This is a genomic window from Ensifer sp. 38_S197, from assembly GCF_056924495.1.
The window spans coordinates 3,852,608-3,876,370 of sequence record NZ_JBXOVZ010000002.1; the positions used below are offsets into that span (position 1 = coordinate 3,852,608).

Here is a 23,763-nt window from a genome sequence, read left to right on the forward strand (position 1 = left end):
AGGCAGCCCACATGACGAAACCTCGTATTCTCTACACCAAGCCCTCAATCACCGAACGCGAAGTCGCCTATGCCACCGACGCAGCCGCGAACGGCTGGGGCGAGCGCTGCTACGACTACATCAACCGCTTCGAGGCCGCCTTTGCCGCTCATCTCGGCGTCACCCATGCGATCTCGACATCAAGCTGCACCGGCGCGTTGCACATGGGCCTTGCCGCCCTCGGCGTCGGGCCGGGTGATGAAGTCATTCTCGCCGACACGAACTGGACCGCATCCGCCGCCCCGATCGTCCACCTCGGAGCAAAGCCCGTTTTTGTCGACGTGCTGCCCGACAGCTGGTGCATCGATCCCGAGAAAGCGGCAGCGGCAATCACCCCGAAGACCAAGGCGATCATGGCCGTGCACATCTACGGCAATCTCTGCGACATGGACCGCCTGCTCGCGATCGGCGCGCGGCACAACATTCCCGTTGTCGAAGACGCAGCCGAAGCACTCGGATCGGAATGGCGCGGACGCAAGGCCGGCTCGCTCGGCGCCTTCGGTGCATTTTCGTTCCATGGCACCAAGACCGTGACGACGGGCGAAGGCGGCATGTTCGTCACCAGTGACAGCAAGCTCTACGAAAAGGTGCTGACTCTTTCCAACCACGGCCGGGCGCGCGGACAGAAGAAACAGTTCTGGCCGGACGAGGTCGGTTTCAAATACAAGATGTCGAACCTGCAGGCGGCCGTGGGTCTCGCCCAGATCGAACGCGTGAACGAACTGGTCGAGCGCAAGCGCGAGATCTTCTACGCCTATCAGGAACAACTCGCGGGCGTGAACGCCATTTCCATGAACCCGGAACCGGCGAATACGAAGAACGGCTTCTGGATGCCGACGGTCGTTTTCGCGCCGGAAACCGACGTCACGCGCGAAAAACTGCAGGGCGCTTTCGCCGCTGAGAACATCGACGCCCGCGTCTTCTTCTGGCCGCTGAGCTCGCTGCCACCCTTCGAAGGCGTGCCGGAAAACACCGTCGCCTATGACCTCCCCGGTCGGGCGATCAATCTGCCGAGCTATCACGACATGACGACCGAAGAGATCGGCCGGGTCGTGCAGGTGTTGCGCGACTGCGTCGCGCATTGATGGGCGAAACCAGAGAAGCGACAAGGCGAACCGGAACTTCTGCCCGAGCGCGAGGCACGCAGCGATGAGATCCGCGCCGTCATGTGTCGGCAGCCCGATACCTGCCAGCGCCGTTCCCTGTCCGTCCCGGCAATTGATTGAGCCGGCAAATCGTGCAAAGAACCGTGCGCCCGCCCCGAAAACCGCGTTCCGGCCGTGATATTCGACCGCCTGGATTGTCCACATCGCACGAGCGATCCACGCGCAAGGTAGCATGGGTTATCTCGATGGGAGGAATGCGTCGCGCGCCGAACGCGCGTCACTATGAGGTAGCTGCATGAAAGTCGTCATACTTGCCGGTGGTTACGGCACGCGCATCTCGGAAGAGAGCCATCTGAGACCCAAGCCGATGATCGAAATCGGCGGGCGGCCGATCCTCTGGCATATCATGAAGATCTACAGCCACTATGGCTTCTCGGATTTCGTGATCTGCCTCGGCTACCGCGGCTATATGATCAAGGAATACTTCTCCAACTACATCCTGCATTCTTCCGACGTCACCTATGACATGGCGACCGGCGAGACGCTCTTTCATTCCAACAAGGCCGAGCCGTGGCGCGTGACGCTCGTCGACACCGGCACGGATTCCATGACCGGCGGGCGCCTGAAGCGCGTCGCCGATCATCTGGGGGATACTTTCTGCCTCACCTATGGCGATGGCGTTGCCGACATCGACATCAAGGCGCTTACCGATTTCCATCGCAGCCACGGCCGCGAAGCGACCGTGACCAGTGTGGTTCCGCCGGGCCGTTACGGCGCGCTCGCCGTCAGCGACGGACGCGTTCAAAGTTTCATCGAGAAGCCCGCCGGCGACAACAACCGCATCAATGGCGGCTTCTTCGTCCTCAACAGGGCCGTGCTCGATCGCATCGAGGGTGACCACACCTCGTTCGAAACAACGCCGCTCGAAGGCCTGGCCCGCGATGGTCAGTTGATGGCCTTCCCGCATGACGGCTTCTGGCGACCGATGGACACATTGCGCGACAAGAACCAGCTCGAAGAGCTCTGGCAAAACGGCTCGGCACCCTGGAAAGTCTGGTCATGAGCCGGCTGGCCAATCCCGCCTTCTGGGCCGGCAAGCGCGTGCTTCTGACGGGGCACACCGGTTTCAAGGGAAGCTGGGCGCGGCTCTGGCTGGCGCGAATGGGTGCTCGCGTTGCCGGCTACGCCTTGCCGCCTGCCGCTGAGCCGTCCCTGCACGCGCTGCTCGGGCCCGGCGAAACCGCCGACGAACATCTGAGCGATATCCGCGACGGCGATACGCTCGCGACGGCCATGCGACAGTTCGACCCGGAAATCGTCCTGCATATGGCGGCGCAGCCGCTGGTGCGCGAAAGCTATCGGACACCGGCCGAAACCTTCGACGTCAACGTCATGGGAACCGTGCGACTGCTGGAGGCCGCACGCGCGGCGCCCGCTCTGAAGACGATCGTCGTCGTGACCACCGACAAGGTCTACCGCAACGACGAAAGCGGCCGGCATTTTCCGGAGGAGGCCGTGCTCGGCGGCCATGACCCCTATTCCGGCTCGAAGGCCGCTTGCGAGCTGGTCGTTTCGACCTGGCGGGATTCGTTCCTGCGCGAACGCGGCATCCGGGTAGCGACCGCCCGCGGCGGTAACGTGCTGGGCGGTGGAGACTTCTCGGTCGACCGACTTGTCCCCGACATCGTCCGTGCCGCACTGTCGGGCGAGATGCTCGATATCCGCAGCCCGATGGCGACGCGGCCCTGGCAGCATGTACTCGATTGCCTCAACGGCTATTTCGTCTATGCCGAAGCACTGCACGAGGGCCGAACCGATGCTGCGGCGCTGAATTTCGGCCCCTCCCCGGCAGAACGGCAGATTCCCGTGCGCGATGTCGCCGGCGCGATCCAGGCCGCCATGGGCCTGCCGGCGCAATGGCGCGACAGCTCGTCGGAGGATCAACCCCGCGAGATGCAGGCGCTCGGCCTCGATCCCGCACTCGCGCTGAAGACCTTGTCCTGGACCGCCAGGCTCTCGCAGGATCAGGCGATCGCCTGGACCGCGCACTGGTATGACGGCTGGCGTCGCGGCGGCTCCGCCCGCGACCTGACGCTCGGCCAAATCGACGCATTCATGAGAGGCTAACGACTTCGATGTCCCACAACTGCCGTTTCTGCTCGACGCCGCTCGCGACTGTCGTCGCCGACCTGGGATCGACCCCCTGGTCGAATTCGTTCCTGGAGCCGACCGAAGAAGCGATCGCGCGCGAACGCTCGTTTCCGCTGAAGGCGATGGTCTGCTCCGAATGCCTGCTGGTGCAGACGACGGAAACCGTGCCGGCCGACGAGATCTTCACCGACGGCTACGCCTACCTCTCCTCGTTCTCGACGAGCTGGCTGGAACACGCACGCCGTTACGCCGACGCCATGACCGAGCGCTTCGGGCTTAACAGCACGTCGCAGGTCGTCGAAATCGCCTCGAACGACGGCTACCTGCTGCAATATTTCGTTGCCAAGGGCGTACCCGTTCTCGGCGTCGAGCCCGCTGCCAATGCGGCGCGCATCGCTGAGGAACGCAAGGTTCCGACCGAGGTCGCCTTCTTCGGCCGGGAAACTGCGACTGCCCTCGTCAACCGCGGCATCCGCGCTGATTTGACGGCGGCCAACAACGTGCTGGCGCATGTGCCGGATATCGCCGATTTCGTCGGCGGCTTCGCGATCCTGCTGAAGCCCGATGGCGTGGCGACGTTCGAGTTCCCGCACCTGCTGCGCCTCATGGAAGGCATACAGTTCGACACGATCTACCACGAGCACTATTCCTACCTGTCCCTGGCTGCCGTCGAACGCATCTTCGAAAGCTCCGGGCTGAAGGTGTTCGACGTCGAGGAACTCACCACCCACGGCGGCTCGCTGCGCGTCTTTGCCCAGCTTGCCTCGGGTAAGCGTGAAGCGACCGAAAGGCTCGCGGCCGTGCGCGAGAAGGAAGCTGCTGCCGGCCTGATGCGGATGGAAACCTATGCCGCCTTCGACGACCGGATCGCCGCCGTCTGCAGAGGGTTTCAGGAATTCCTGGCGCGTGCCAAGGCCGAAGGCAAGACCGTGGCCGCCTATGGCGCCGCGGCCAAGGGAAACACCTTTCTCAATGTCTGCGGCGTGAAGCCGGGCGACATTGCCTTCGCAGTCGACCGCAATGACTTGAAGCAGGGCAAGCTCTTGCCGGGCACCCACATTCCGGTGCACGCACCGGCCCATCTGCAGGTTGCGAAGCCCGATTATCTCGTGATCCTGCCGTGGAATCTCACGGACGAAATCGTCGCCGACAATGCCGCGATCCGGGCTTGGGGCGGCCAATTCGTCGTTGCAATTCCGGAGCTGAAAATCTTCTGATTTCCCGGCGCCGGGCGGAGAAAACATGGACGTCCTTCCGCCCGGACAGTACACCGGGCAGCGAAAATCCATAACGTTTATCGCCTTGGGTTGGTTTGCCCCAAATTTGACGTCTTCGGATTGAAATTCGGCGACGGCGTGGGTTCCAACAGTTGCAAATCAGCACCCCAAGGAGGTGCAATGTCCACTATTGACCTATGCCTTGTCGCCACCCGGCGACCGGATCTGCTCGCCCAGACGCTGGCGAGCTTCCGGGAAAAGATCTTTCTCAGACTCGAGCTGCGCGGCGCCTTTCTCAATCTTGACCCGATCTTCGGATCGACGGACGATCACGGCGCCTGCGTCGAGATCTTCCGCAGCCACTTCCCCGACGGGGTCGTCTTCCAGCCGGAAAGCCCCGGCTTCTGCGCGGCCGTCGCGAGACTCTGGTCGTCGGCGAGCGGCGACTATGTCTTTCATCTCGAAGACGATTGGATTGCCTTGAGGGACATGGGCGAGGAATTGCTGGCGCCCTTCGCCGATCAGGCAGTCACCCAGGTGTCGTTCCATACGGCGGACCAGAATTGGGACATCCGACGCAAGGGTCATTTCCATCGGCGAAACGAGTATGCGCATCTGCTCGGGATCAAGGTCCCACTCTTCCGCACCTTCCCGAAATTCACGACGTCTCCGTCGATCCTGCGTGGCGGGTTTGCGCGGCACTGCGCCGGCCTGATGGATCTCTCCCGCGATCCGGAGAAGCAGTTCTATTCGGGCGTGAACCCGGCAATGGAAGCCTACGTCGCCCGCTCCCGCAACTATATCTTCTCGCCCGAGGCGCGCCCTGTCATCAAGGACATGGGACGAGAATGGCGTGAGCAGCGCCGCATCCAAAAGGTGATCACCGACTCGACCTCGGTCTGGCGGCAAAGCGCTTAAATGGACCGGACTTAGGCGCCGTTCCTTGCGACAAACAGCATACAAGCGGGACGGCTGCCCCGCTTGTCGCGGTCTCGTCACGCAGTCGCTGCAGCGTCCTTGCGCTGGAAGCCCTTGCTCGCCACCATCAGGCTGCGCGTGTAGTCCTCGCCGATCCGCCCGGCGACGAGATCCGCCGAGGACAGGCGCTCCACGACACGTCCACCCTGCATGACCGCCAGCCGGTCGCACATATGGGTGACGACGCCGAGGTCGTGGCTGACCATGATAAAGGTGAGCTTGTGGTTGCGCCTGACCTGTTCCAGCAGGTTCAGGACCTCGGCCTGAACCGAGGCGTCGAGGGCCGAGGTCGGCTCGTCGAGCAACAGGATCGATGGCTCGAGGATCAGCGCGCGGGCGATCGCAACGCGCTGACGCTGGCCACCCGAGAGCTGATGCGGATAGCGGAACCGGAACCCGGATCCGAGACCGACCTCGTCAAGCGCCTTCAGAATGCGGCGTTCGCCGTCGGCCACGCCGTGGATCGCCAGGGGTTCCAGCAATTGCCGGTCGATCGTCTGGCGCGGGTGCAGCGAACCGTAGGGATCCTGGAAGACCATCTGCACGGCGCGATAGAAGGCCTTGTCGCGCTTTGCCCCACGCAGAACGCGGTCATGGACTCGGATAGAGCCGCCCGTGACGGGTGCCAGACCGGCGATTGCCCGCAGCAGCGTCGACTTGCCCGAGCCGGATTCTCCGACGAGCCCGAAGGATTCGCCCGGCGCGATCTCGACGCTGACGTCGTTCAGCGCCTTGAAGTCGTCATAAGTGACGGAGAGGTTGGAAACGGAAACGGCTGATGTCATTGAGCCCACTCCGGCTTGCGGTCGAGAACCGGCAGGGGATGACGATCGGACCCGATCGCCGGCATGCAGTTCAGCAGCCCCTGGGTATAGGGATGCTTGGCGTTGGCAAGTTCGGAGGCTGCCAGTTCCTCGACGATCCTGCCGGCATACATGACGATCACCCGGTCGCAGAAGGACGAGACCAGGCGCAGGTCGTGCGACACGAAGATCAGACCCATGCCGCGCTCGGCAACCAGCTTGTCGAGGATACCAAGCACTTCGAGCTGTACCGTCACGTCGAGCGCCGATGTCGGTTCGTCGGCAATCAGGAGCTCCGGCCCCGCAACCAGCATCATGGCGATCATCGCACGCTGCCCCATGCCGCCCGAAACCTCGTGCGGATAGAGATCGTAGACGCGCCTCGGATCGCGAATCTGCACGGCCGCGAGCATGTCGAGCGCCCGCTCCCGGGCTTCCGCCCGGCTGACGTTTTCGTGCTGCCTGAGCGTCTCGACGATCTGCCGGCCGATGCTCATGACCGGGTTCAGCGAGTACTTCGGGTCCTGCAGGATCATGGCGATGCGCTTGCCCCTGAGATCCCGGCGGACCTTCGGCGATGCGGAGAGCAGATCGGTGCCGTCAAAGGACAACTGCTTGGCCGTTACCTGCGCATGACCAGGCGTCAGCCCCATGATGGCGCGGCCCGTTTGCGACTTGCCGGAACCGCTTTCGCCGACGATGCCGAGGCGTTCGCGGCCGAGCGTGAAGGAGACGCCGCGCACGGCCTCAACGAGGCCGGTGCGGGTCGGGAACGAAACCTTGAGGTCTTCAACGGTCAGAAGCGCACTCATTGGCCGCTCTCCCGGGGATCGAGGGCATCGCGCAGGCCGTCGCCAAGAAGGTTGAAGCCGAGGCTGACGATCAGGATCGCGATGCCGGGCATGGTCGCCACCCACCATTGGTCGAGGATGAAGCGCCGGCCCGAAGCAATCATCGCGCCCCATTCCGGCAGCGGCGGCTGTGCGCCGAGGCCGAGGAAGCCGAGGCCCGCCGCGGTCAGGATGATGCCGGCCATGTCGAGCGTGACGCGCACGATCAGCGACGACATGCACATCGGCATCACGTGACGGAAGACGATGCGAACGGGCGACGCGCCCATCAGTTGCACCGCGGCAATATAGTCGGAGTTGCGCACCGTCAATGTCTCGGCGCGAGCGATACGCGCATAGGGTGGCCAGGAGGTGATAGCGATCGCGATGACGGCATTCTCGATGCCCGGGCCGAGTGCCGCGACGAAAGCGAGCGCCAGGACCAGCTTAGGGAAGGCCAGGAAGATGTCGGTGATACGCATCAGCACCGCATCGACCCAACCGCCCGCATAGCCGGCGACCGCGCCGACGATCAGGCCAATGGGTGCCGCGATGATTGCAACGAGCAACACGACGGCGAGCGTCAGCCGCGACCCGTGGATCAGCCGCGAGAGGATGTCGCGGCCGAGATCGTCGGTGCCGAGCAGGTAGCCGGGGCTTCCGGGCGGCAGCAGCCGGGCATTGGCGAGATCGCCGAGATAGGGGGAATGCGGCGCCAGGAAATCGGCGAAGGCCGCAACAAAGACCAGCGCCAACAGGATGACGAGGCCGAGAACGGCGAGCCTGTTGGCGGCAAAGCGCTGCCAGGTCATGTAGGCGCGGCCGAGACGGGCCTGGGTGCGCGACTGCGGGCGATCGGACAACAGCCATTCGCGGCGCGTCATCGGACGTGTTTCGGTAATGGTGCTCATCGCTGACGCGTCCTCGGGTCGAGTGTCCGGTAGAGAAGATCGGACAGCAGATTGATACCGATGAAGACCGAGCCGATGACGATGGTGCCACCGAGGACGGCGTTCATGTCGGCGTTCTGCAGCGAGTTGGTGATGTAAAGGCCGAGGCCCGGCCAGGCGAAGACGGTTTCGGTCAGCACCGAGCCTTCGAGCAGGCCGGCATAGGAGAGCGCAATCACGGTCACGAGCGGCACCGCCGCGTTTCGAAGCGCATGCCCCCAGATGATCCGGGTCTCGGACAATCCCTTGGCGCGTGCCGCGACAATGTACTCCTGCTGCAGCTCGTTGAGCATGAAGCTGCGCGTCATGCGGCTGATATAGGCAAGCGAGAAATAGCCGAGCAGCGAGGCCGGCAGGATGATGTGGCGGAACACGTCCCAAAAGACGTCCCACTGCCGCTGCCAGAGCGAATCCAGCAGATAAAAGCCGGTGATGGGCGTGAAGGTGTATTCGAACACGATGTCGATACGGCCCGGATAGGCGACCCACTTCAGCCGCGCATAGAAGACCAGCAGCGACAGGAGCGCCAGCCAGAAGATCGGCACGGAATAGCCGACGAGGCCGATGACGCGCACGATCTGGTCGGCGATGCTGCCGCGCTTCACGGCGGCAAGCACTCCGAGCGGCACGCCGATCAGCGCGCCGATGAGCGTACCGAGCGTCGCAAGCTCCATCGTCGCGGGAAACACACGGCGAATGTCGGTCATGACCGGATTGGTCGTCAGCACCGAAACGCCGAAATCACCGGTCAGCGCCTGGCGGACATAGATGAAGAACTGTTGGTAGAGGGGCAGGTTCAGCCCCATCGCCTCGCGCGTCCTTTCGACGACGTGCGTCGGCGCCCGGTCGCCGAGGACGGCGAGAACCGGGTCGATCGGGATCACCCGGCCGATGAAGAAGGTGACGGCCAGAAGACCGAGATAGGTCGTGACGACGACGACGAAAAAGCGCAGCACGGCTGCCGCGATCTTGCCGGGACGGGCGCGTTTGCGCCCGTCCACGGTCCCTGTTCCGCTCATGCTCAAGGGAACGATCCTTTCGGTTTACTCCTTCGAGACGGCTTATTCTTTTGTGATACCGGCAACGAAGTTGGTGTCGAAGCTCGGACCGAGCTTCAGGCCTTTGACGTTGCCGCGGTAGCCGGCGACTTCGGTCTGCTGGAAGATGATGACGAAGGGGCTTTCGTTGAGCACCGTCTTCTGCAGTTCCTTGTAGGTCTCGGCACGCTTGGCACTGTCACGCTCGAGCAGCGCTTCCTTGGTCTTCTTCGTCAGCTCCGGAACGTCCCAGGCATTGCGCCAGGCAAGCGTCTTGTTCTTGCCCTCGTCCGAATTGTCCGGGTTGCTGGTGAAAGTTTCCGCGTTGGAGTTCGGATCGAAGTAATCCATGCCCCACTGACCGATGTACATGTCGTGGTTACGGGCACGATACTTCGTCAGCGTCTGCTTGCCGTCGCCGGGGATGATTTCGAGCTTCACGCCGGCTTGGCCGAGCGTCTGCTGGAAGGATTCGGCAATGCCGGTGACCGGCTGGCCGTTGCGAACGTCCATGGTGACGGTGAAGCCGTCGGCCAGGCCGGCCTTTGCGAGCAGTTCCTTCGCCTTGGCGACGTCGAGCTTGTAGGGGTTTTCGTCGAGAGCACCGAGCACGCCCTTCGGCAGGAAGCTCTGGTGGATTTCGCCGATTCCCTTGATGATCGTCGAGCCGAGCGCATCATAGTCGACCAGATACTTGAAGGCCTCGCGTACCTCGGGCTTGGCAAGGTTCGCGTTCTTCTGGTTGAGGCTGATGTAGTAGACCGTGCCCTTGGGCGCACTGGTGGCGGCCAGATCCGCGTTCTTCGAGACGGCATCGAGATCGCCGGGCTCGAGGTTGCGGGCAACGTCGATATCGCCGGCTTCAAGCGCCAGGCGCTGGCCGGAGCTTTCCTTCATGTGGCGATAGATGACGCGGGCGAGCTTTGCCTGTTCGCCATAATAATTGCCGTTGCGCTCGAGAACGATGACCTCGTTGGCGCGCCATTCGCGCAGTTTGAACGGACCGGAGCCGGCATAGCCGGTCTTCAGCCATTCGTTACCGAAGTCGTTGTCGTACTTGAAATCGTCGCTTGGGGTTACAGCCTTGGCGTGTTCGAGAACGAGCTTCTTGTCGAGCACGGCGGCAACGGTCGCCGTCAGGCAGTTCAAGACGAAGCTCGGCGCATAGGGCTGGTCAACGGTGAAGACGAAGGTCTGTTCGTCCGTAGCCTTCGCCTTTTCCGTCACGTTGTCGCCGGTAAGGCCGAACTGGGTAAGGATGAAGGCCGGGCTCTTGTCGAGCTTCACGGCGCGTTCGAACGACCATGCGACGTCCTCAGCGGTCACTGGATTGCCGGAGGCAAACTTCAGGCCGGACTTGAGTTTGAAGGTGTAGGTCAGGCCATCGTCGGACACGGTCCAGCTATCGGCGAGATCGCCGACGACCTTGGAGGTATCGTTGATGTCGAGGCGCACCAGCATGCTGTAGGTGTTGCCGGTGATTTCGGCGGCGGTCAGCTCGAAGGCTTCGCCCGGATCCATGGAAATGACGTCGTCGATCGCAAAGGCTTCGACCAGCGTGTCCTTCGGCGTTTCGGCGAAGGCCGGCGCGGTCGCGGCCATGACCATGGCCAGCGCCGCCGAAGCGGTCAGAAGACGAAAACGTCCGTTGAGCTTGTGCATCATTTTTGCAGTTCCCTCGTTTGCGCCCTTTTGGGCCCCTTCTTCATGGTTCAGGCGGCCTCGTGCCAAGCCTGCCCCAGAACTCTCCACCAGTTCTCCCGGCATATCTTTGCCAGTTCGGCGTCACCATATCCGGCACCTCTCAGTGCAGCAACGAGCGCCTGGTTACCGGCTGCGTCGGAGATCCCCTCGGGGATCGTCGCACCATCGAAATCCGATCCGAGCGCCACGCATTCGATGCCCATGCGCTCGACCATGTAGTCGACATGGCGAACCATGTCGGAAAGCGGTGTCGCCGCATTCTCCTGGCCATCGGCACGCAGCATCGTCGTCGCATAGTTGAGCCCGACGAGGCCCTTGCTTTCCTTGACGGCGTCGAGCTGCCTGTCGGTGAGGTTGCGCGCAACCGGCGTCAGCGCATGCGCGTTCGAATGGCTGGCGACCAGCGGCTGGTCCGTGGTCTTTGCGACGTCCCAGAACCCCTGCTCGGTGATGTGCGCGAGATCGATCAGGATGCCAAGGCGATTGCAGGCGCGCACCAGTTCAAAACCCGCCTCGGTCAAGCCCGGCGCCGTGTCCGGCGACTTCGGATAGGAGAACGGCACGCCATGGCCGAAAACGTTGTGGCGGCTCCAGACCGGCCCGAGCGAACGCAGTCCGGCGGCATGGAAGGTCTCAAGTGCCGAGAGATCAGCACCAATCGCCTCGCAGCCTTCCATATGCAGGACGGAAGCGAAGACGCCGGCCTCGACCGCACGGCGGATCTCGCCGGTCGAACGGCAGAGTTTCCATGCTCCTGCCCGGTCGAGCCGAACGGCGATGTCTGCGAGCTCCATGGCGATGGCCAGCGACGGCAAGTGTTCGAGGGGCGCCGAAAGCGGCGTTTCATAGTGGCCGTTTTCATCCGGCGGCTGCAGGATCAGATCGCCTGAGGGCACATAGATTGCAGAGAGACCGCCAATGAGGCCGCCCGCCTTGGCGCGCGGCGCATCGATATGGCCCTCGCCGATACCGTCGACGAATTCGCGGATCGGGTCAGAACCCTTCCGGGCGTTCTGCCACAGGCGCAGAAGCACGTCGTTATGGCCATCGAAAACCGCCTGCATTCCTGAATTCCTTCATCATTTCAGGGAGATCGAACAGGCCGTTTACCGCCGTGTCCGGGAGAAAGTCGTGGCGATGCTATTGAAAGGCCAAAGCCTTTTCAATGAATATCAGGGGGTTTTACCCAGGCCTGCCTGTAGCGAAATGTTGCATGATTGCCGCAATCTCGCCGTCAAACACAGCGGCAACAGGTGCGCAATGCCGATCAAGGGATGAAAATCTGCCGTTTCTAATGCAAGGAAATAGCTTGGTCCCGATGGCCGGGATGTCGCACCGCATGATGCGGTACTGGGGGTTTGGTTGCTGCGTCTGTTTTCACTCGCAGGTTCGGAAGGGCATTGGAGCCGCGTCGCCGCCACGCTCCTCCTCGCCGTATCCCTCGCTGCCTGTGCCGGCCGTCCGGTGGGTGTACTCGTTCCTTCGGGCACGACGGGTGGCGCCTCCGAGGTCGACCTGATGGTCGCGACAACACGCGCCCCCACGGCGGAACCGGGCGTGCTTTTCAGCGGCGAACGGTCGGACCAGCTTTCCCTGACGGAAATCGTCGTTTCCATCCCGCCGGAAAAGAACCGCGAAGTCGGCCAGGTGCAATGGCCGAAGAAGCTCCCGGCCAATCCGGAGCGCGACTTCTCCACGGTCAGCGTCACGCCGCTGCATCAGGGCAACGACGTCCAAAGCTGGCTGAAGGGAAATCTGCCGAAGAGCCGTCGTGTGCTGATCTTCGTGCACGGCTTCAACAACCGCTACGAAGATGCCGTCTACCGGTTTGCCCAGATCGTGCACGATTCCGGCACGGACGTCGCTCCGGTCATCTTCACCTGGCCCTCGCGCGCCAGCATCTTCGACTACAATTACGACAAGGAAAGCACCAACTATTCGCGTGATGCGCTGGAGGAACTGCTTCGACGCGCCTCGAGCAACCCCCAGGTCAGCGAAATCACCGTCATGGCCCACTCCATGGGCTCGTGGCTGACGGTCGAGGCCCTGCGCCAGATGGCGATCCGCGACAAGCGCATCGCGCCCAAGATCACCGACGTCATCCTGGCGTCGCCCGATCTCGACGTCGATGTCTTCGGCCAGCAGATCCGCGCCATGGGCGACAAGCGGCCGAAGTTCACACTGTTCGTGTCGCGCGACGACCGGGCGCTGACCTTGTCCAGGCGCATTTCCGGCAATGTCGACCGCCTTGGGCAGATCGACCCGACCGCCGAGCCTTACCGTACGCAACTGGAAAAGGCCGGCATCAGCGTCATCGACCTGACCGCGCTGAAGGGCGGCGACAAGCTGAACCATGGCAAGTTCGCCGAAAGCCCGGAGGTCGTGCGCCTGCTCGGCAACCGCCTGATCGCGGGCCAGACCGTGACCGATTCCGACGTCGGACTTGGCGAACGCCTGGGCGCCGTCACGCTCGGCGCCACACAGACCGTCGGCAACGCGGCGAGCCTCGCGGTCTCGACGCCGATCATGATTTTCGACCCCAACACCCGCAAGAACTACAACGAGCAAGTACGACGTCTCGGCCAGTCGGTGGAAAACACCGTCGGCGCAACGGTAACACCCTGACGCGCGGACCCTGTTGCATAGACCCTTGGCGTCAATCGAGGGCAAATTATGCAGCAGTTCAGGGTGTTACAACGGCCCTAGCGTGCCCTAGAAGACGCGGGGTCCAGTACCGCATTCGGCGGTCCGTGCTGTGAAACACGGATCGCCGAATGGGCTTTCGGGGGAGCTGAAATCAGCCCTTGAACGAGGCGGCGGGCGGCAATGGCTACGCCGCCGGCCCGGCCAGTGCGTCAAACCGCGAGTTCGCGCCGTCCGGCTTCCGTCTCCATCGCCAGGTCGAGCACCTTCTGCAGGTTTGCCGCATGGCGGAAGCCCGGATCTTCGGTCTTGCCCTCGCGAACGGCCGCGACGAACCGCTGGTAGTTGGTAGGAACGGTGCCTGCATCGACGTCGCGCCAGGTGGCGGTCTCGACATCGGTGCCAAGGCAGGCGCGCAGCGTGGAACCATCGGGCGTGTGCACCACTTCGAGCGCGCCCTTGTCGCCGTGTAACCTCAGCCGCAGTTCGTTCAGATGTCCTGTCGCCCAGCGGCTGGCATGGATGACGCCCATGGCGCCATTGCCGAATTCCGCCGTCATGACGAAGCTGTCGTTGGCGTCGAGATCATACTCACCGATGCGGTTGCCGGGCGCCTTGTCGAAGGTCTTGAGGCGCGCGAAGATCCGGGCGGCATCCGTGCCGGCCCCGTAACCCGCAAAGTCGAGGATATGGATGCCGACATCGCCGAGCACGCCGTTCGAGCCGTGTTTGGTCGAGAGCCGCCACAGCCACTGCGATTCCGTCGCCCAGTCGCCCCAGGCCTTGGAGACGAGCCAGCTCTGCAGATAGGAGGCCTCGAGATGACGCAACTGGCCGACCTCGCCGGCGAGCACCATCGCCCGCGCCTTCTGCAGCGGCGCGACATTGCGATAGGTGAGGTTGACCATCGTCACCAGGCCGGAGCGCTCGGCGGCTTCCGCCATCTCCGCCGCCTTGGCGTAGTTCTCGGCGAGCGGTTTCTCGCAGAGCACGTGCTTGCCGGCCGCCAGCAGTGCCAGCGTCGTCGGGTGATGCGCCTTATCCGGCGTCACGTTCGTCGCCGCATCGAACTTGCCCCAAGCGATCGCCTCGTCGAGCGACGTGAAGGCCTCGGCAATGCCGTGCTTCTCGGCGAAGGCACGGGCGCGCGACGGATCGACATCGACGGCGCCGACCATTTCGACGCCGTCGATCTTGGCAAAGGCCTGGGCATGGCTGTTCGCCATGCCGCCGGTTCCAACAACAAGAAGACGCATCGTTCTCACCTATATCCTGCTTCGCCGGCCTGGTGCAGCTTCGGTCCACGTTCGACGATCGGCTCCAGCGCCTTTTCGACCGGCACGTTCGGCGCGTCATGGATCGCCGTGTAGCGATTGTCGGGGTTGTAGGCCCACTTCACCGAATTGCGCAGCACCTTCTGCACATTGGCGTCGTGATAGGTCGGATAGGTCTCATGGCCGGGGCGGAAATAGAAGATGTTACCGGCGCCGCGACGCCAGGTGAGACCCGAACGGAACACTTCACCGCCGGCGAACCATGAGATGAACACGGTTTCGAGCGGCTCGGGAACCGAGAACTGCTCGCCATACATTTCTTCGTTCTCGAGCACGAAATTCTCTTCGAGCCCCTCGGCGATCGGATGGCGCGGGTTGATCGCCCAGACGCGTTCGCGTTCGCCGGCCTCGCGCCACTTCAGCGCGCAGGGTGTTCCCATCAGGCGCTTGAAGATCTTGGAGAAATGGCCGGAATGCAGCACGATCAGGCCCATGCCCTCCCAGACACGCTTGGCGACCCGCTCGACCACCTCGTCGCTGACGGCGCCGTGGTCCTTATGGCCCCACCACAGGAGCACGTCGGTATTGGCCAGACGCTCGACGCTAAGTCCGTGCTCCGGTTCCTGCAGCGTCGCGGTCGTCGCTTCGATCGCGCTTTCCGTGTTCAGCGCCGCTGCGATCGTGTTGTGCATCCCGTTCGGATAGATGCTGCGGACCACCTCGTTGGTCTGCTCGTGGATGTTTTCGCCCCAAACGACTGTTCTGATAGGCACGTTCATTCTCCTTGCGTTTTGCCCGTTTCGGGCCTGTCGTCGTACGATAGGTGGGGCCGCCGGCAATGGGCGACCCCGAAGCTCAAGACTGCCTCGCTGTTCATCAGGCTTTGTCAGGCCGCTCCTTTCATCGGCACGCGACCCAAGGCCTGCCCCTCCGCATCGAAGCGGTGGATGTTGTCGCCGACCGGCGAGATCTGCACCGTCTCGCCTGGCCGGTGAAGCGAGGTGCCGCCTTCCCGGACGATGACCGGTTCTGCAGCGCCGATGTCGAGATAGATATAGCTGTCGGATCCCAGCATTTCCGAATGCACCACCGAGCCCGACCACGTGCCGTCCCCTGCCCTGATCTCCAGATGTTCGGCACGGATGCCGATCGTGTGCGCATCGTAGGGAGCGGCAAGGGCGCCGGTGAGGAAGTTCATCTTCGGCGAGCCGATGAAGCCGGCAACGAACACCGAGTTCGGGCTCTCGTAGAGCTCGAGCGGCGTGCCGATCTGTTCGACCCGACCATCCCGTAGCACGCAAATGCGATCGGCCAGTGTCATCGCCTCGACCTGGTCGTGGGTGACATAGATCATTGTCGTCTTGTGCATGCTGCGATGCAGTTTGGCGATCTCGATCCGGGTCGCCACCCGGAGTGCTGCATCGAGATTGGAGAGCGGTTCGTCGAACAGGAAGACCTTGGGGTCGCGCACGATCGCCCGGCCGATCGCGACGCGCTGCCGCTGGCCACCGGAGAGCTGCCGGGGAAGCCGCTTGAGATAGGGCGTCAGTTGCAGCATCTCCGCTGCCGCTTCCACGCGCTTCTTGCATTGCTCCTTGTCCTTGCCCGCAAGCTGCATGCCGAAGGACATGTTCTCGAAGACGGTCATGTGCGGATAGAGCGCATAGGACTGGAACACCATCGCGATGCCGCGCTTCGACGGCGTCAACTGGTTGACCACCTGCCCGTCGAACGAGAGTGTCCCCGAAGAAATGTCTTCAAGCCCGGCGATCAGGCGCAGCAGCGTGGACTTGCCGCAGCCGGACGGCCCGACGAAGACCATGAACTCGCCGGCCCGGATATCCATGCTGACGCCCTTGATGACCTCGAAGGCGCCGAAGGACTTGCGGATGTTGCGCAATTGAAGTTCTGCCATGTTTTCCTCCTCAGATCACGATTGTTTTGGGTCAGGCCGACCCACAACAATAAACGTGATCGATTCCAATGGGTTAGAGCGGGATGCGGGCGGAAAACCGCACACTCTTTTCCTCATCCCGCTCTATCCTTTGACGCCACCGGCCGTGAGCCCGGAAATGATCCGCCGCTGAAAGATCAGCACGAGGATCACCAGCGGCACGGTGACGATGATCGATGCGGCCATGATGTTGCCCCACGGGATTTCGTATTGGCTGCTCCCCGAGAGCAGCGCGATCGCGACCGGGACGGTGCGCTGGCTGTCGGACGACGTGAAGGTCAGCGCGAACAGGAACTCGTTCCAGGCGGCGATGAAGGCGAGCAGCCCCGTCGTCACCAGCGCCGGCCACATCAGCGGCATGAACACGCGCGTGATGATCACCCAGGGTGTGGCGCCGTCGACGATCGCCGCCTCCTCGATCTCCACCGGCAGATCGCGCATGAAGGTGGTGAGCACCCACACCGTGAAGGGCAGCGTAAAGATCATGTAGGAGAAGATCAGCGCCAAGGGCGTGTTGAAGATCCCGACACTGCGGATGAGCTCGAACAGGCCGGCAAGCACGGCGATCTGCGGAAACATCGACACCGACAGGATCGTCAGAAGCAAGAGCCCTCGTCCGCGGAACCGCACCCGCGCCAACGCGTAGGCAGCGGTGACGGCCAGCAGCAGCGACACGGCGACCACGATCGTTGCAACCAGCAGCGAATTGGCGAGGTTGCGCAGGAATCCACTGCTCGACACGACTCCGGCATAGTTCTCGAAGGAAATCTCCGTCGGCCAGTAATCGACCTGGAAGAGCGCCGTTCCGGATTTGAAGCTCGTCAGCACGGCGTAATAGAACGGAAAGACGGCCATGACGATGATGGCGGCGACGAGGGCGTAGAACGCCGTGCGCTTGGCAAGGGTGGCGACCATCAGCGTTCTCCTCCTTCGAGATTGACGCGGCCGAACCACATATAGGCGACGGTGATCGCTGCAATGATCAGGAACAGCATCGTCGAGGCGGTTGCGCCGTAGGCGAACTTGTCGAAGTCGAACAGGTTCTCGCGGGCCAGCACCGACATGGTCTTCGTCTGGGCGTTGTTGGGCGTCAGCACATAGATGAGATCGAAGATGCGCAGGGCATCGAGCATGCGGAAGATCACTGCGACCATCAGCGCCGGCCGGATCAGAGGCAGCGTCAGCCGCCAGAACACCTTCAGCGGATGGACCCCGTCGATCTTGGCCGCCTCGTAGATATCGGAGGGCACCATCTGTAGGCCGGCAAGGATCAAGAGCGCCATGAAGGGCGTCGTCTTCCAGACGTCGACGATCAGCACCGCAACCATCGCCGTCTCCGGATTGGCGGTCCAGGCGATCTTCTGGCTGATCAGCCCGAGGCCGAGCAGGAGGTCGTTCAAGATGCCGAACTGGTCGTTGAGCATCCAGGCCCACATCTTGGCGGAAACGATGGTCGGAATGGCCCAGGGGATGAGGATCGCCGCGCGCACCAGCCCGCGCCCCGGAAAATTGGCATTCAGCACCAGGGCGACGACGAGGCCCAGCACCGTCTCGATGGTGACGGAGATCGCCGAGAACTTCAGCGTGTTCCAGACGGCGTTCCACCAGGCGGGATCGGCGAGCAGGCCGTTATAGATCGTGCGCCCGCTCTTCAGCGTGATCCAGCTCAGATAGTTCTTGAAGCCGACGAACTCGGCACCTTCGAGGTTGGTCAGCGACGCGTTGGTGAAGCTGAAATAGACGGTGCGCAGCAGCGGCCAGCCGGCGACGAGCGCGAGCACCAGCAAGGTCGGCGCGAGAAAGATCCAGGCGGAGCGAACGCGGCTGGCGTTGAGATCGGAACGGATCCCTGCCTGCTGTTCGAGTGCGGAAGGGGGATCTGCGAGTGAAAGATCGGTCATGTCTATGTTCACCCTTGCCGTTCGGCGTGCGGCCGGACGGTTGGCCCGAGAGGAACGATGCGGCCCTCGGCAAATCACGGCGTGACGCGGTATCGTGTCCGGAATTGCCTGGTTCGAAGAGCGCGGCGGCGGCGGTGGCTCGGTGGAGCGAGGGAAGACCCGAAGGCACTCCCCTCGCCCCCGGGAGGATCACCAGCTATCGCCTTTCATCTCCGTGAGTTCGACTTCGAGCAGTTCGAGGTTTTCCGTGGCCGTGCCGTTGCCAGACAGCGTGTTGTGGACGGCATTCCAGAACTTGGCCGAAACCTCGTTATATTTGACCTTGGTGACAGCCGACGGCCGCGGTACGGCGCTTTCGAAGATCGGCTTCCAGGCCGGCATGAACGGCTGCGCCTTGGCGACCTCCGCATCGTCGTAGAGAGCGGCAACGGTCGGAAGGTTGGAGAGCTGGATGGCCCGCTGCTTCTGCACCTCGGGGGACGCGAGGAACTTGACGAGCGCGATCGCCGCTTCCTGGTCGTCGGAATATTTGGAGACGGCAAGGTTCCAGCCACCGAGCGTCGAGGACGGCTGGTCGCCATCGGTCGCCGTCGGCAGCGGCGCCACGGCGAACTTGCCCTTTACCGCGCTGTCGTCACCATTGCCGAGCGCGTAGGCATAGGGCCAGTTGCGCATGAAGACGGCATTGCCCGTCTGCCAGACCCCGCGCGACTCTTCCTCCTGGTAGGCGAGCACGCCCTGCGGAGAAATCGCGCCGATCCATTCCTTGACGCGGTCGATCGCAGCCGCCGCCTTCTCGTTGTTGATCGAGATCGTGCCGTCGGGCTCGACGATCTGGCCGCCGCCTGAGGACTTGATCCATTCGAGCGCGTTGCAGGTCAGCCCTTCATAGGCGTTGCCCTGGAAGACGTAGCCCCAAAGATCACCCTGGCCAGCGGCACGCTCCTTCTCCTGGATTTCCTTGGCGGTCGCCGCCAGCTCGTCCCAGGTCTTCGGCGGCGTCTTGCCGTACTTTTCCAGGAGGTCCTTGCGGTAATACAGTGCCGGCGCATCGGTGAAGGCCGGCAGGGCCACGAGACGGCCGTTGACCGTCTGCGAGGCAATGATCGACGGGAAGTGCTGACCGACGACGTCCTTGGTTGCTTCCGTCAGATCGATGAACTGGTCGGCCAACTGCGGCGCCCAGACGACATCGGTCTGGTAGACGTCGACATCCTTGTTTCCGGCGGCAAGCCACAGCCGGTACTGGCTGAACTGCTCGCTGCTCGACGGCGGCATGGTGACCAGGCTCACCTTGTGTCCCGTCTGCTTCTCGAAGATGTCGAGCTGCTCGCGGATGAAATTGACGTTCTTGCCGGTCGTGTTGGCGGCGAGCGAAAGCTCGGCGGCGCTGGCCGTCCCGGCTGCAACGATCGCGGCGCAAAAACTCAGGGCATTGAGCATGGTTCTCATGATGGTCAACTCCTCCTGTTCCCCTCCACCGCCCGAAAGCTCCTCAGCAAAATCGAAAGCGGTTTGGCTTAGAAAAAGTTGGCAGAAGACGGAAAAACTGTCAATCCATCCCTCGGAAAAAGTCGAGCGGCGGTGAATTACCAAGCATATCTATTTATTTTCAATTACTTACAAAAAGAGACCGAAATTCGTGCACAAGGCGCGGCGACCCATAAAATCCAAGGGGAGATGCAGAAATTTAAAACGGTTTGGTAAAACTCCCTTCGGATGCAAGGCAGGGGACGGGCCCGACAAACTGATTGTTACCGGCGGGGAAGGTGTATATTTCTGGGACCGGGGTTAGGCTGAGGAAACGCATACCGAATGAAACTGAGGGAGTTCGCACAGCAACTGGGCCTTTCGCCAACCACCGTCAGCCGGGCGCTGAGCGGTTACCCAGAGGTCAGCGAAAAGACACGCAAACGCGTGGCCGAAGAGGCATCGCGCCTTGGCTATCGTCCAAACATCAATGCCGTGAGGCTCGCCACCGGTCGCGCCGGCGCCATCGGTGTCGTCATGGGGCGATCGGGTGAATTTCACTTCTCCGAGTTCATGGGCGGACTGGCCGAGCGGCTCGGCACGGAGGACATCGACATCCTCGTCAGCCCGATGGACGATAAGGATCCCAAGGGCGAAATCCAGCTCTATAGCCGGCTCGCCGTCAGCGGCCGTGTCGATGCGGTGATCGTGCATTCGCCCGAACCGAACGACGAACGCATAGCACTCCTCCACAAGCTCGGCATGCCCTTCCTCGTCCACGGTCGATCCGACATCGACGTGCCGCATGCCTGGCTCGACATCGACAACGAAGGCGCGATCCGCCGGGCGACCTCGCATCTCATCGATCTCGGCCATCGCCGCATCGCCATGATCAATGGACGAAAGGGGCGCACCTTCTCGCTCCACCGCGACAAGGGCTACCGCGACGCACTGCAGGCACGCGGCATTCCGTTTGATCCGCGTCTCGTCGCCCACGGCAACTTCACCGATGAACTGGGCTTTCGCTTCGCACGCTCCTTCCTGGAGCAGGCGCCGCGCCCAACCGCCTTCGTCGCCGGCTCGATGATGACCGCCCTAGGCATCTACAGAGCGGCCCGGTCCATGGGTCTGGAGATCGGCCGCGAGGTTTCGGTGATCGCCCATGACGACGTCTTTCCCTACCTGACCGCGGAAAACATGGTGCCGTCGCTCTCGGCGACACGGTCTTCGATGCGCGCTGCCGGCGCACGCTCGGCCGACCTCGTGCTGCAGCTTCTCTCAGGCAGACCAACCGAAGAGGTTCATGAACTCTGGCCGGTCGAACTGATCCTGCGGGAATCCACGGCGCCACCACCCGAGGATGCGTGAGAACCGTCTTTGACAGCCTCAATCAAAGACGGACTCGATGAGACCCGGGCGCGGACGGACGTAAGGGACACGGGCCGGCCGCGATGAAACGCCGCAAAGCCGTTGCCAGGAAAACCGTTGTCGGACCGGATGCCGCGCGCTAGGACCGAAGGAACGAAGGACGCGAGCATGGCGGAAACGGAAACCACCACCCTCTATGAAGCGATCGGCGGCGAGCCGACGGTTCGTGCGCTGACGCGCCGCTTCTATGAGTTGATGGACACGCTGCCGGAAGCGGCACGATGCCGCGCCGTGCATCCGCCCGACCTTTCGGGCAGCGAGGAGAAATTCTACGAGTACCTGACCGGCTGGCTTGGCGGACCGCCAATCTATGTCGAGAAGCGCGGACACCCGATGCTGCGCCGTCGCCATTTCGTCGCCGAAATCGGCCCGGAGGAACGGGACGAATGGCTGCTCTGTTTCACCCGCGCGCTTGAGGAAACGATCGCCCATCCGCAGCTCAGGCAGATCATTCTCGAGCCGATCACCCGCCTCGCCCTTCATATGCAGAACAAGGAATGACGTGATATGTCGCAGAGCGGATTTCGCGCAACGACGCTTTTTGTTGCCGGCTTGATGGGTCTGACCGGCGTTGTCAGCGCGGCCGCGGCCTCGCATGGCGACGATCCGAGACTTCTCGCCGGCATTTCCGCGATGTGTCTGGCGCACGCGCCTGCACTGGTCGCGCTCTACGCAGCCTGGCCAAGCTTTCGCACGGCCCCTGCTGCGGCCTTGCTGATCGCCGTGGGAACGGCGCTATTCTCGGCGGATCTCGCCATGCGCCATGCCTCCGGCCACGGCCTGTTCCCGATGTCGGCGCCGCTAGGCGGCACAACGATCATGGCGGGCTGGCTCGCCGTCTCGCTCGGCGCCTTCCTGTCGCGAAAGGCCTAGCCCAGAAACAATTCGCCTCCCGGATGGGGCCATCCCAGGAGGCGAATGACAGGCAACATCAGGGACTATGCCCACGCCGGCGCTACGCGGATCAGGCACCTTCGACGGCGGTGAAACCTTCGAACTTCGGCGGACCGAGATACATCGCCTTGTTGTCGCCGGCACTCCGGTGCGCGGCCCGGAAGTTTTCCGATTTCGTCCAGGCCGAGAACGAATCCCTGTCCTTCCAGACCGAGTTCGAGACGAAGAGCGTATAGCCCTCCTCCGGCACGCTGTCGCCACGAAGCAGATGGAAGGAAACGAAGCCCGGCATTTCAGAAAGACTCGAATCGCGGCCCTTCCACACGGCCTCGAAAGCCTCTTCCTGGCCGATGGCGATACGAAAACGGTTCATGGCAACGTACATCTTGGTCTCCGTAGGTTCTTTCGCCAAACTGCGAAACAATCCGGCTCTTTGAAACGGCGCAATCCCGGACGGAAAACCGCTTCGCACTTTTCCTGGACTTGCTTCCCTAGCCTACGCAATTCCGGACGGAAAACCGCTTCGCACTTTTCCTGGACTTGCTTCCTTAGCCTACGCAATCCCGGGCGGAAAACCGCTTCGCACTTTTCCTGGACTTGCTCTCAGGCACTTTCTTTCTTGCGACCGGCATCGCTGGCCGCGCGCGGAAAGGCGAGGATAGTTCCTTCTTTCGGCTCCGCAAGGCCGAGAGGATCGCGAACCAGCGGTCGCGCCTGCCAGCTTGGGAACTCCGCGACGTTGGTGGTGTCTTCCAGCATGCGCGCGCGGCGGGTCAGGATCTCGTAGAGCTCCGGCACCAGGCCATCGCCATTCTGTACCGCCAGCTTGTGCAGACCGAGCATCATGGCGAGGTCAGGACGTTCTTCGTTCATTGCAAACTCTCGTCTTGCTTGGGGGATTAGCGCTCGTCGCGGCTGGTGGTCAGGTCCTGAAGCGCGCGCTCCAGGCTCGATTTCGAGCCGTTGCGCAGCGGTACGAAGGCCTTGCCCCACTTCTTGCAGCCGGTCTTCACGCGAAGACATGCGTCATGGCTGATGCAGTCGATCGGGCAGAAGACGCAGTCGACGGACGGCAGCACCCGGTCGATCCGCGAGACGGCCTCGCGCAGGCCGCCATCGTGGTGCAGCAGCTCGGCGCCAAAGGAGCTGGCGATTTCACGCAGATGCGCCACCTGACAATCGCGGCCGCCGACATAGAGGAAACTGCGTCCTTCAAGCGTTGCCTTGCCGACCTCCTGGCGTGCCTCGGTCGCTTCCGAACCCGAACGACCCTTGCCATTCTTCGCCGCATTCTGGTGACGCTTGCCGCGCATGCAATCCTCTCCGCCTGATCGCGCGACAAGGGCCTTCAAGGGGCAGCCGGTCGCATCGGGACATCCTCTCG

Annotated in this window: 24 protein-coding genes; 9 read left to right on the forward strand and 15 right to left on the reverse strand. The window is 62.8% G+C overall.

Going from position 1 to position 23,763, the window contains the following annotated elements:
• Positions 1-11: 11 nt before the first annotated feature.
• The 5 genes from AC1Z3V_RS31715 to AC1Z3V_RS31735 all read left to right on the forward strand — a co-directional run bounded on the left by AC1Z3V_RS31715 (position 12) and on the right by AC1Z3V_RS31735 (position 5,431).
• On the forward strand, positions 12-1,124 hold the full coding sequence (locus AC1Z3V_RS31715; protein ID WP_483503987.1) for a DegT/DnrJ/EryC1/StrS family aminotransferase: 1,113 nt from the start codon (positions 12-14) through the stop codon (positions 1,122-1,124).
• A 316-nt stretch (positions 1,125-1,440) separates the two neighbouring features.
• Positions 1,441-2,208 carry a glucose-1-phosphate cytidylyltransferase gene (rfbF, locus tag AC1Z3V_RS31720; RefSeq protein ID WP_429816442.1) on the forward strand — a complete coding sequence of 256 codons (768 nt, stop codon included), beginning with the start codon at positions 1,441-1,443 and terminating at the stop codon, positions 2,206-2,208.
• Positions 2,205-3,272, forward strand: coding sequence for a CDP-glucose 4,6-dehydratase (rfbG, locus tag AC1Z3V_RS31725; protein ID WP_483503988.1), 1,068 nt, complete (start codon positions 2,205-2,207; stop codon positions 3,270-3,272). The genes rfbF and rfbG overlap by 4 nt, the downstream gene beginning before the upstream one ends.
• Before the next feature lie 8 nt (positions 3,273-3,280).
• Positions 3,281-4,513 carry a class I SAM-dependent methyltransferase gene (locus AC1Z3V_RS31730; protein WP_483503989.1) on the forward strand — a complete coding sequence of 411 codons (1,233 nt, stop codon included), beginning with the start codon at positions 3,281-3,283 and terminating at the stop codon, positions 4,511-4,513.
• A 180-nt stretch (positions 4,514-4,693) separates the two neighbouring features.
• Positions 4,694-5,431 (forward strand): glycosyltransferase family 2 protein, encoded by a 738-nt coding sequence (locus tag AC1Z3V_RS31735; RefSeq protein ID WP_483503990.1) that lies wholly within the window; start codon positions 4,694-4,696, stop codon positions 5,429-5,431.
• A gap of 77 nt (positions 5,432-5,508) precedes the next feature.
• Here AC1Z3V_RS31735 and AC1Z3V_RS31740 read toward each other — a convergent pair whose 3' ends face one another.
• Genes AC1Z3V_RS31740 through AC1Z3V_RS31765 form a run of 6 tightly spaced genes read right to left on the reverse strand, consistent with a single transcriptional unit; the run spans position 5,509 to position 11,879 of the window.
• A complete protein-coding gene (locus AC1Z3V_RS31740; protein WP_483503991.1) occupies positions 5,509-6,276 on the reverse strand; it encodes an ABC transporter ATP-binding protein in 768 nt (255 codons plus the stop codon).
• A complete protein-coding gene (locus tag AC1Z3V_RS31745; RefSeq protein ID WP_483503992.1) occupies positions 6,273-7,106 on the reverse strand; it encodes an ABC transporter ATP-binding protein in 834 nt (277 codons plus the stop codon). The genes AC1Z3V_RS31740 and AC1Z3V_RS31745 overlap by 4 nt, the downstream gene beginning before the upstream one ends.
• A complete protein-coding gene (gene nikC / locus AC1Z3V_RS31750) occupies positions 7,103-8,035 on the reverse strand; it encodes a nickel transporter permease (RefSeq protein WP_483503993.1) in 933 nt (310 codons plus the stop codon). The genes AC1Z3V_RS31745 and nikC overlap by 4 nt, the downstream gene beginning before the upstream one ends.
• Positions 8,032-9,075, reverse strand: coding sequence for an ABC transporter permease (locus tag AC1Z3V_RS31755; RefSeq protein WP_483504190.1), 1,044 nt, complete (start codon positions 9,073-9,075; stop codon positions 8,032-8,034). Before AC1Z3V_RS31755 ends, nikC begins: the two co-directional genes overlap by 4 nt.
• Before the next feature lie 60 nt (positions 9,076-9,135).
• Positions 9,136-10,776: an ABC transporter substrate-binding protein gene (locus tag AC1Z3V_RS31760; protein WP_483503994.1), complete on the reverse strand. Its 1,641-nt coding sequence runs from the start codon at positions 10,774-10,776 to the stop codon at positions 9,136-9,138.
• Between the two features lie 47 nt (positions 10,777-10,823).
• The gene (locus AC1Z3V_RS31765; RefSeq protein WP_483503995.1) at positions 10,824-11,879 is read right to left on the reverse strand and encodes a dipeptidase; all 1,056 of its coding nucleotides are present in this window, start codon (positions 11,877-11,879) and stop codon (positions 10,824-10,826) included.
• A gap of 307 nt (positions 11,880-12,186) precedes the next feature.
• Here AC1Z3V_RS31765 and AC1Z3V_RS31770 point away from each other — a divergent pair, with 307 nt between their 5' ends.
• Complete coding sequence (locus AC1Z3V_RS31770; protein ID WP_483504191.1) at positions 12,187-13,440, forward strand: alpha/beta hydrolase; 1,254 nt, start codon at positions 12,187-12,189, stop codon at positions 13,438-13,440.
• A 230-nt stretch (positions 13,441-13,670) separates the two neighbouring features.
• Here the strand turns inward: AC1Z3V_RS31770 and AC1Z3V_RS31775 are convergent, their stop codons facing one another.
• The 6 genes from AC1Z3V_RS31775 to AC1Z3V_RS31800 all read right to left on the reverse strand — a co-directional run bounded on the left by AC1Z3V_RS31775 (position 13,671) and on the right by AC1Z3V_RS31800 (position 20,039).
• The gene (locus tag AC1Z3V_RS31775) at positions 13,671-14,714 is read right to left on the reverse strand and encodes a Gfo/Idh/MocA family protein (protein WP_483503996.1); all 1,044 of its coding nucleotides are present in this window, start codon (positions 14,712-14,714) and stop codon (positions 13,671-13,673) included.
• Between the two features lie 5 nt (positions 14,715-14,719).
• On the reverse strand, positions 14,720-15,511 hold the full coding sequence (locus AC1Z3V_RS31780; protein ID WP_429816471.1) for a ThuA domain-containing protein: 792 nt from the start codon (positions 15,509-15,511) through the stop codon (positions 14,720-14,722).
• A 107-nt stretch (positions 15,512-15,618) separates the two neighbouring features.
• Positions 15,619-16,647, reverse strand: a complete 1,029-nt coding sequence (locus AC1Z3V_RS31785; RefSeq protein WP_483503997.1) for an ABC transporter ATP-binding protein — start codon at positions 16,645-16,647, stop codon at positions 15,619-15,621.
• A 123-nt stretch (positions 16,648-16,770) separates the two neighbouring features.
• Positions 16,771-17,601, reverse strand: coding sequence for a carbohydrate ABC transporter permease (locus tag AC1Z3V_RS31790; protein WP_247958626.1), 831 nt, complete (start codon positions 17,599-17,601; stop codon positions 16,771-16,773).
• Positions 17,601-18,587: a carbohydrate ABC transporter permease gene (locus AC1Z3V_RS31795; protein ID WP_483503998.1), complete on the reverse strand. Its 987-nt coding sequence runs from the start codon at positions 18,585-18,587 to the stop codon at positions 17,601-17,603. The genes AC1Z3V_RS31790 and AC1Z3V_RS31795 overlap by 1 nt, the downstream gene beginning before the upstream one ends.
• A gap of 189 nt (positions 18,588-18,776) precedes the next feature.
• Positions 18,777-20,039, reverse strand: a complete 1,263-nt coding sequence (locus tag AC1Z3V_RS31800; protein WP_483503999.1) for an ABC transporter substrate-binding protein — start codon at positions 20,037-20,039, stop codon at positions 18,777-18,779.
• Positions 20,040-20,402: 363 nt separating this feature from the next.
• On the opposite strand from AC1Z3V_RS31800, the gene AC1Z3V_RS31805 reads away from it, so the two are divergent.
• The 3 genes from AC1Z3V_RS31805 to AC1Z3V_RS31815 all read left to right on the forward strand — a co-directional run bounded on the left by AC1Z3V_RS31805 (position 20,403) and on the right by AC1Z3V_RS31815 (position 22,358).
• On the forward strand, positions 20,403-21,425 hold the full coding sequence (locus tag AC1Z3V_RS31805) for a substrate-binding domain-containing protein (RefSeq protein ID WP_483504000.1): 1,023 nt from the start codon (positions 20,403-20,405) through the stop codon (positions 21,423-21,425).
• Between the two features lie 168 nt (positions 21,426-21,593).
• Positions 21,594-21,986 (forward strand): group II truncated hemoglobin, encoded by a 393-nt coding sequence (locus AC1Z3V_RS31810; protein WP_483504001.1) that lies wholly within the window; start codon positions 21,594-21,596, stop codon positions 21,984-21,986.
• Positions 21,987-21,992: 6 nt separating this feature from the next.
• Positions 21,993-22,358, forward strand: coding sequence for a DUF423 domain-containing protein (locus tag AC1Z3V_RS31815; RefSeq protein WP_483504002.1), 366 nt, complete (start codon positions 21,993-21,995; stop codon positions 22,356-22,358).
• Between the two features lie 91 nt (positions 22,359-22,449).
• On the opposite strand, the gene hmuQ is transcribed toward AC1Z3V_RS31815, so the two are convergent.
• From hmuQ to AC1Z3V_RS31830, 3 genes are all read right to left on the reverse strand, one after another.
• Positions 22,450-22,764, reverse strand: a complete 315-nt coding sequence (gene hmuQ, locus AC1Z3V_RS31820) for a heme-degrading protein HmuQ (protein WP_483504003.1) — start codon at positions 22,762-22,764, stop codon at positions 22,450-22,452.
• A 218-nt stretch (positions 22,765-22,982) separates the two neighbouring features.
• Positions 22,983-23,252, reverse strand: a complete 270-nt coding sequence (locus AC1Z3V_RS31825; RefSeq protein ID WP_483504004.1) for a hypothetical protein — start codon at positions 23,250-23,252, stop codon at positions 22,983-22,985.
• 26 nt (positions 23,253-23,278) lie between these two features.
• On the reverse strand, positions 23,279-23,692 hold the full coding sequence (locus AC1Z3V_RS31830; protein WP_483504005.1) for a DUF2325 domain-containing protein: 414 nt from the start codon (positions 23,690-23,692) through the stop codon (positions 23,279-23,281).
• Positions 23,693-23,763: the final 71 nt, after the last annotated feature.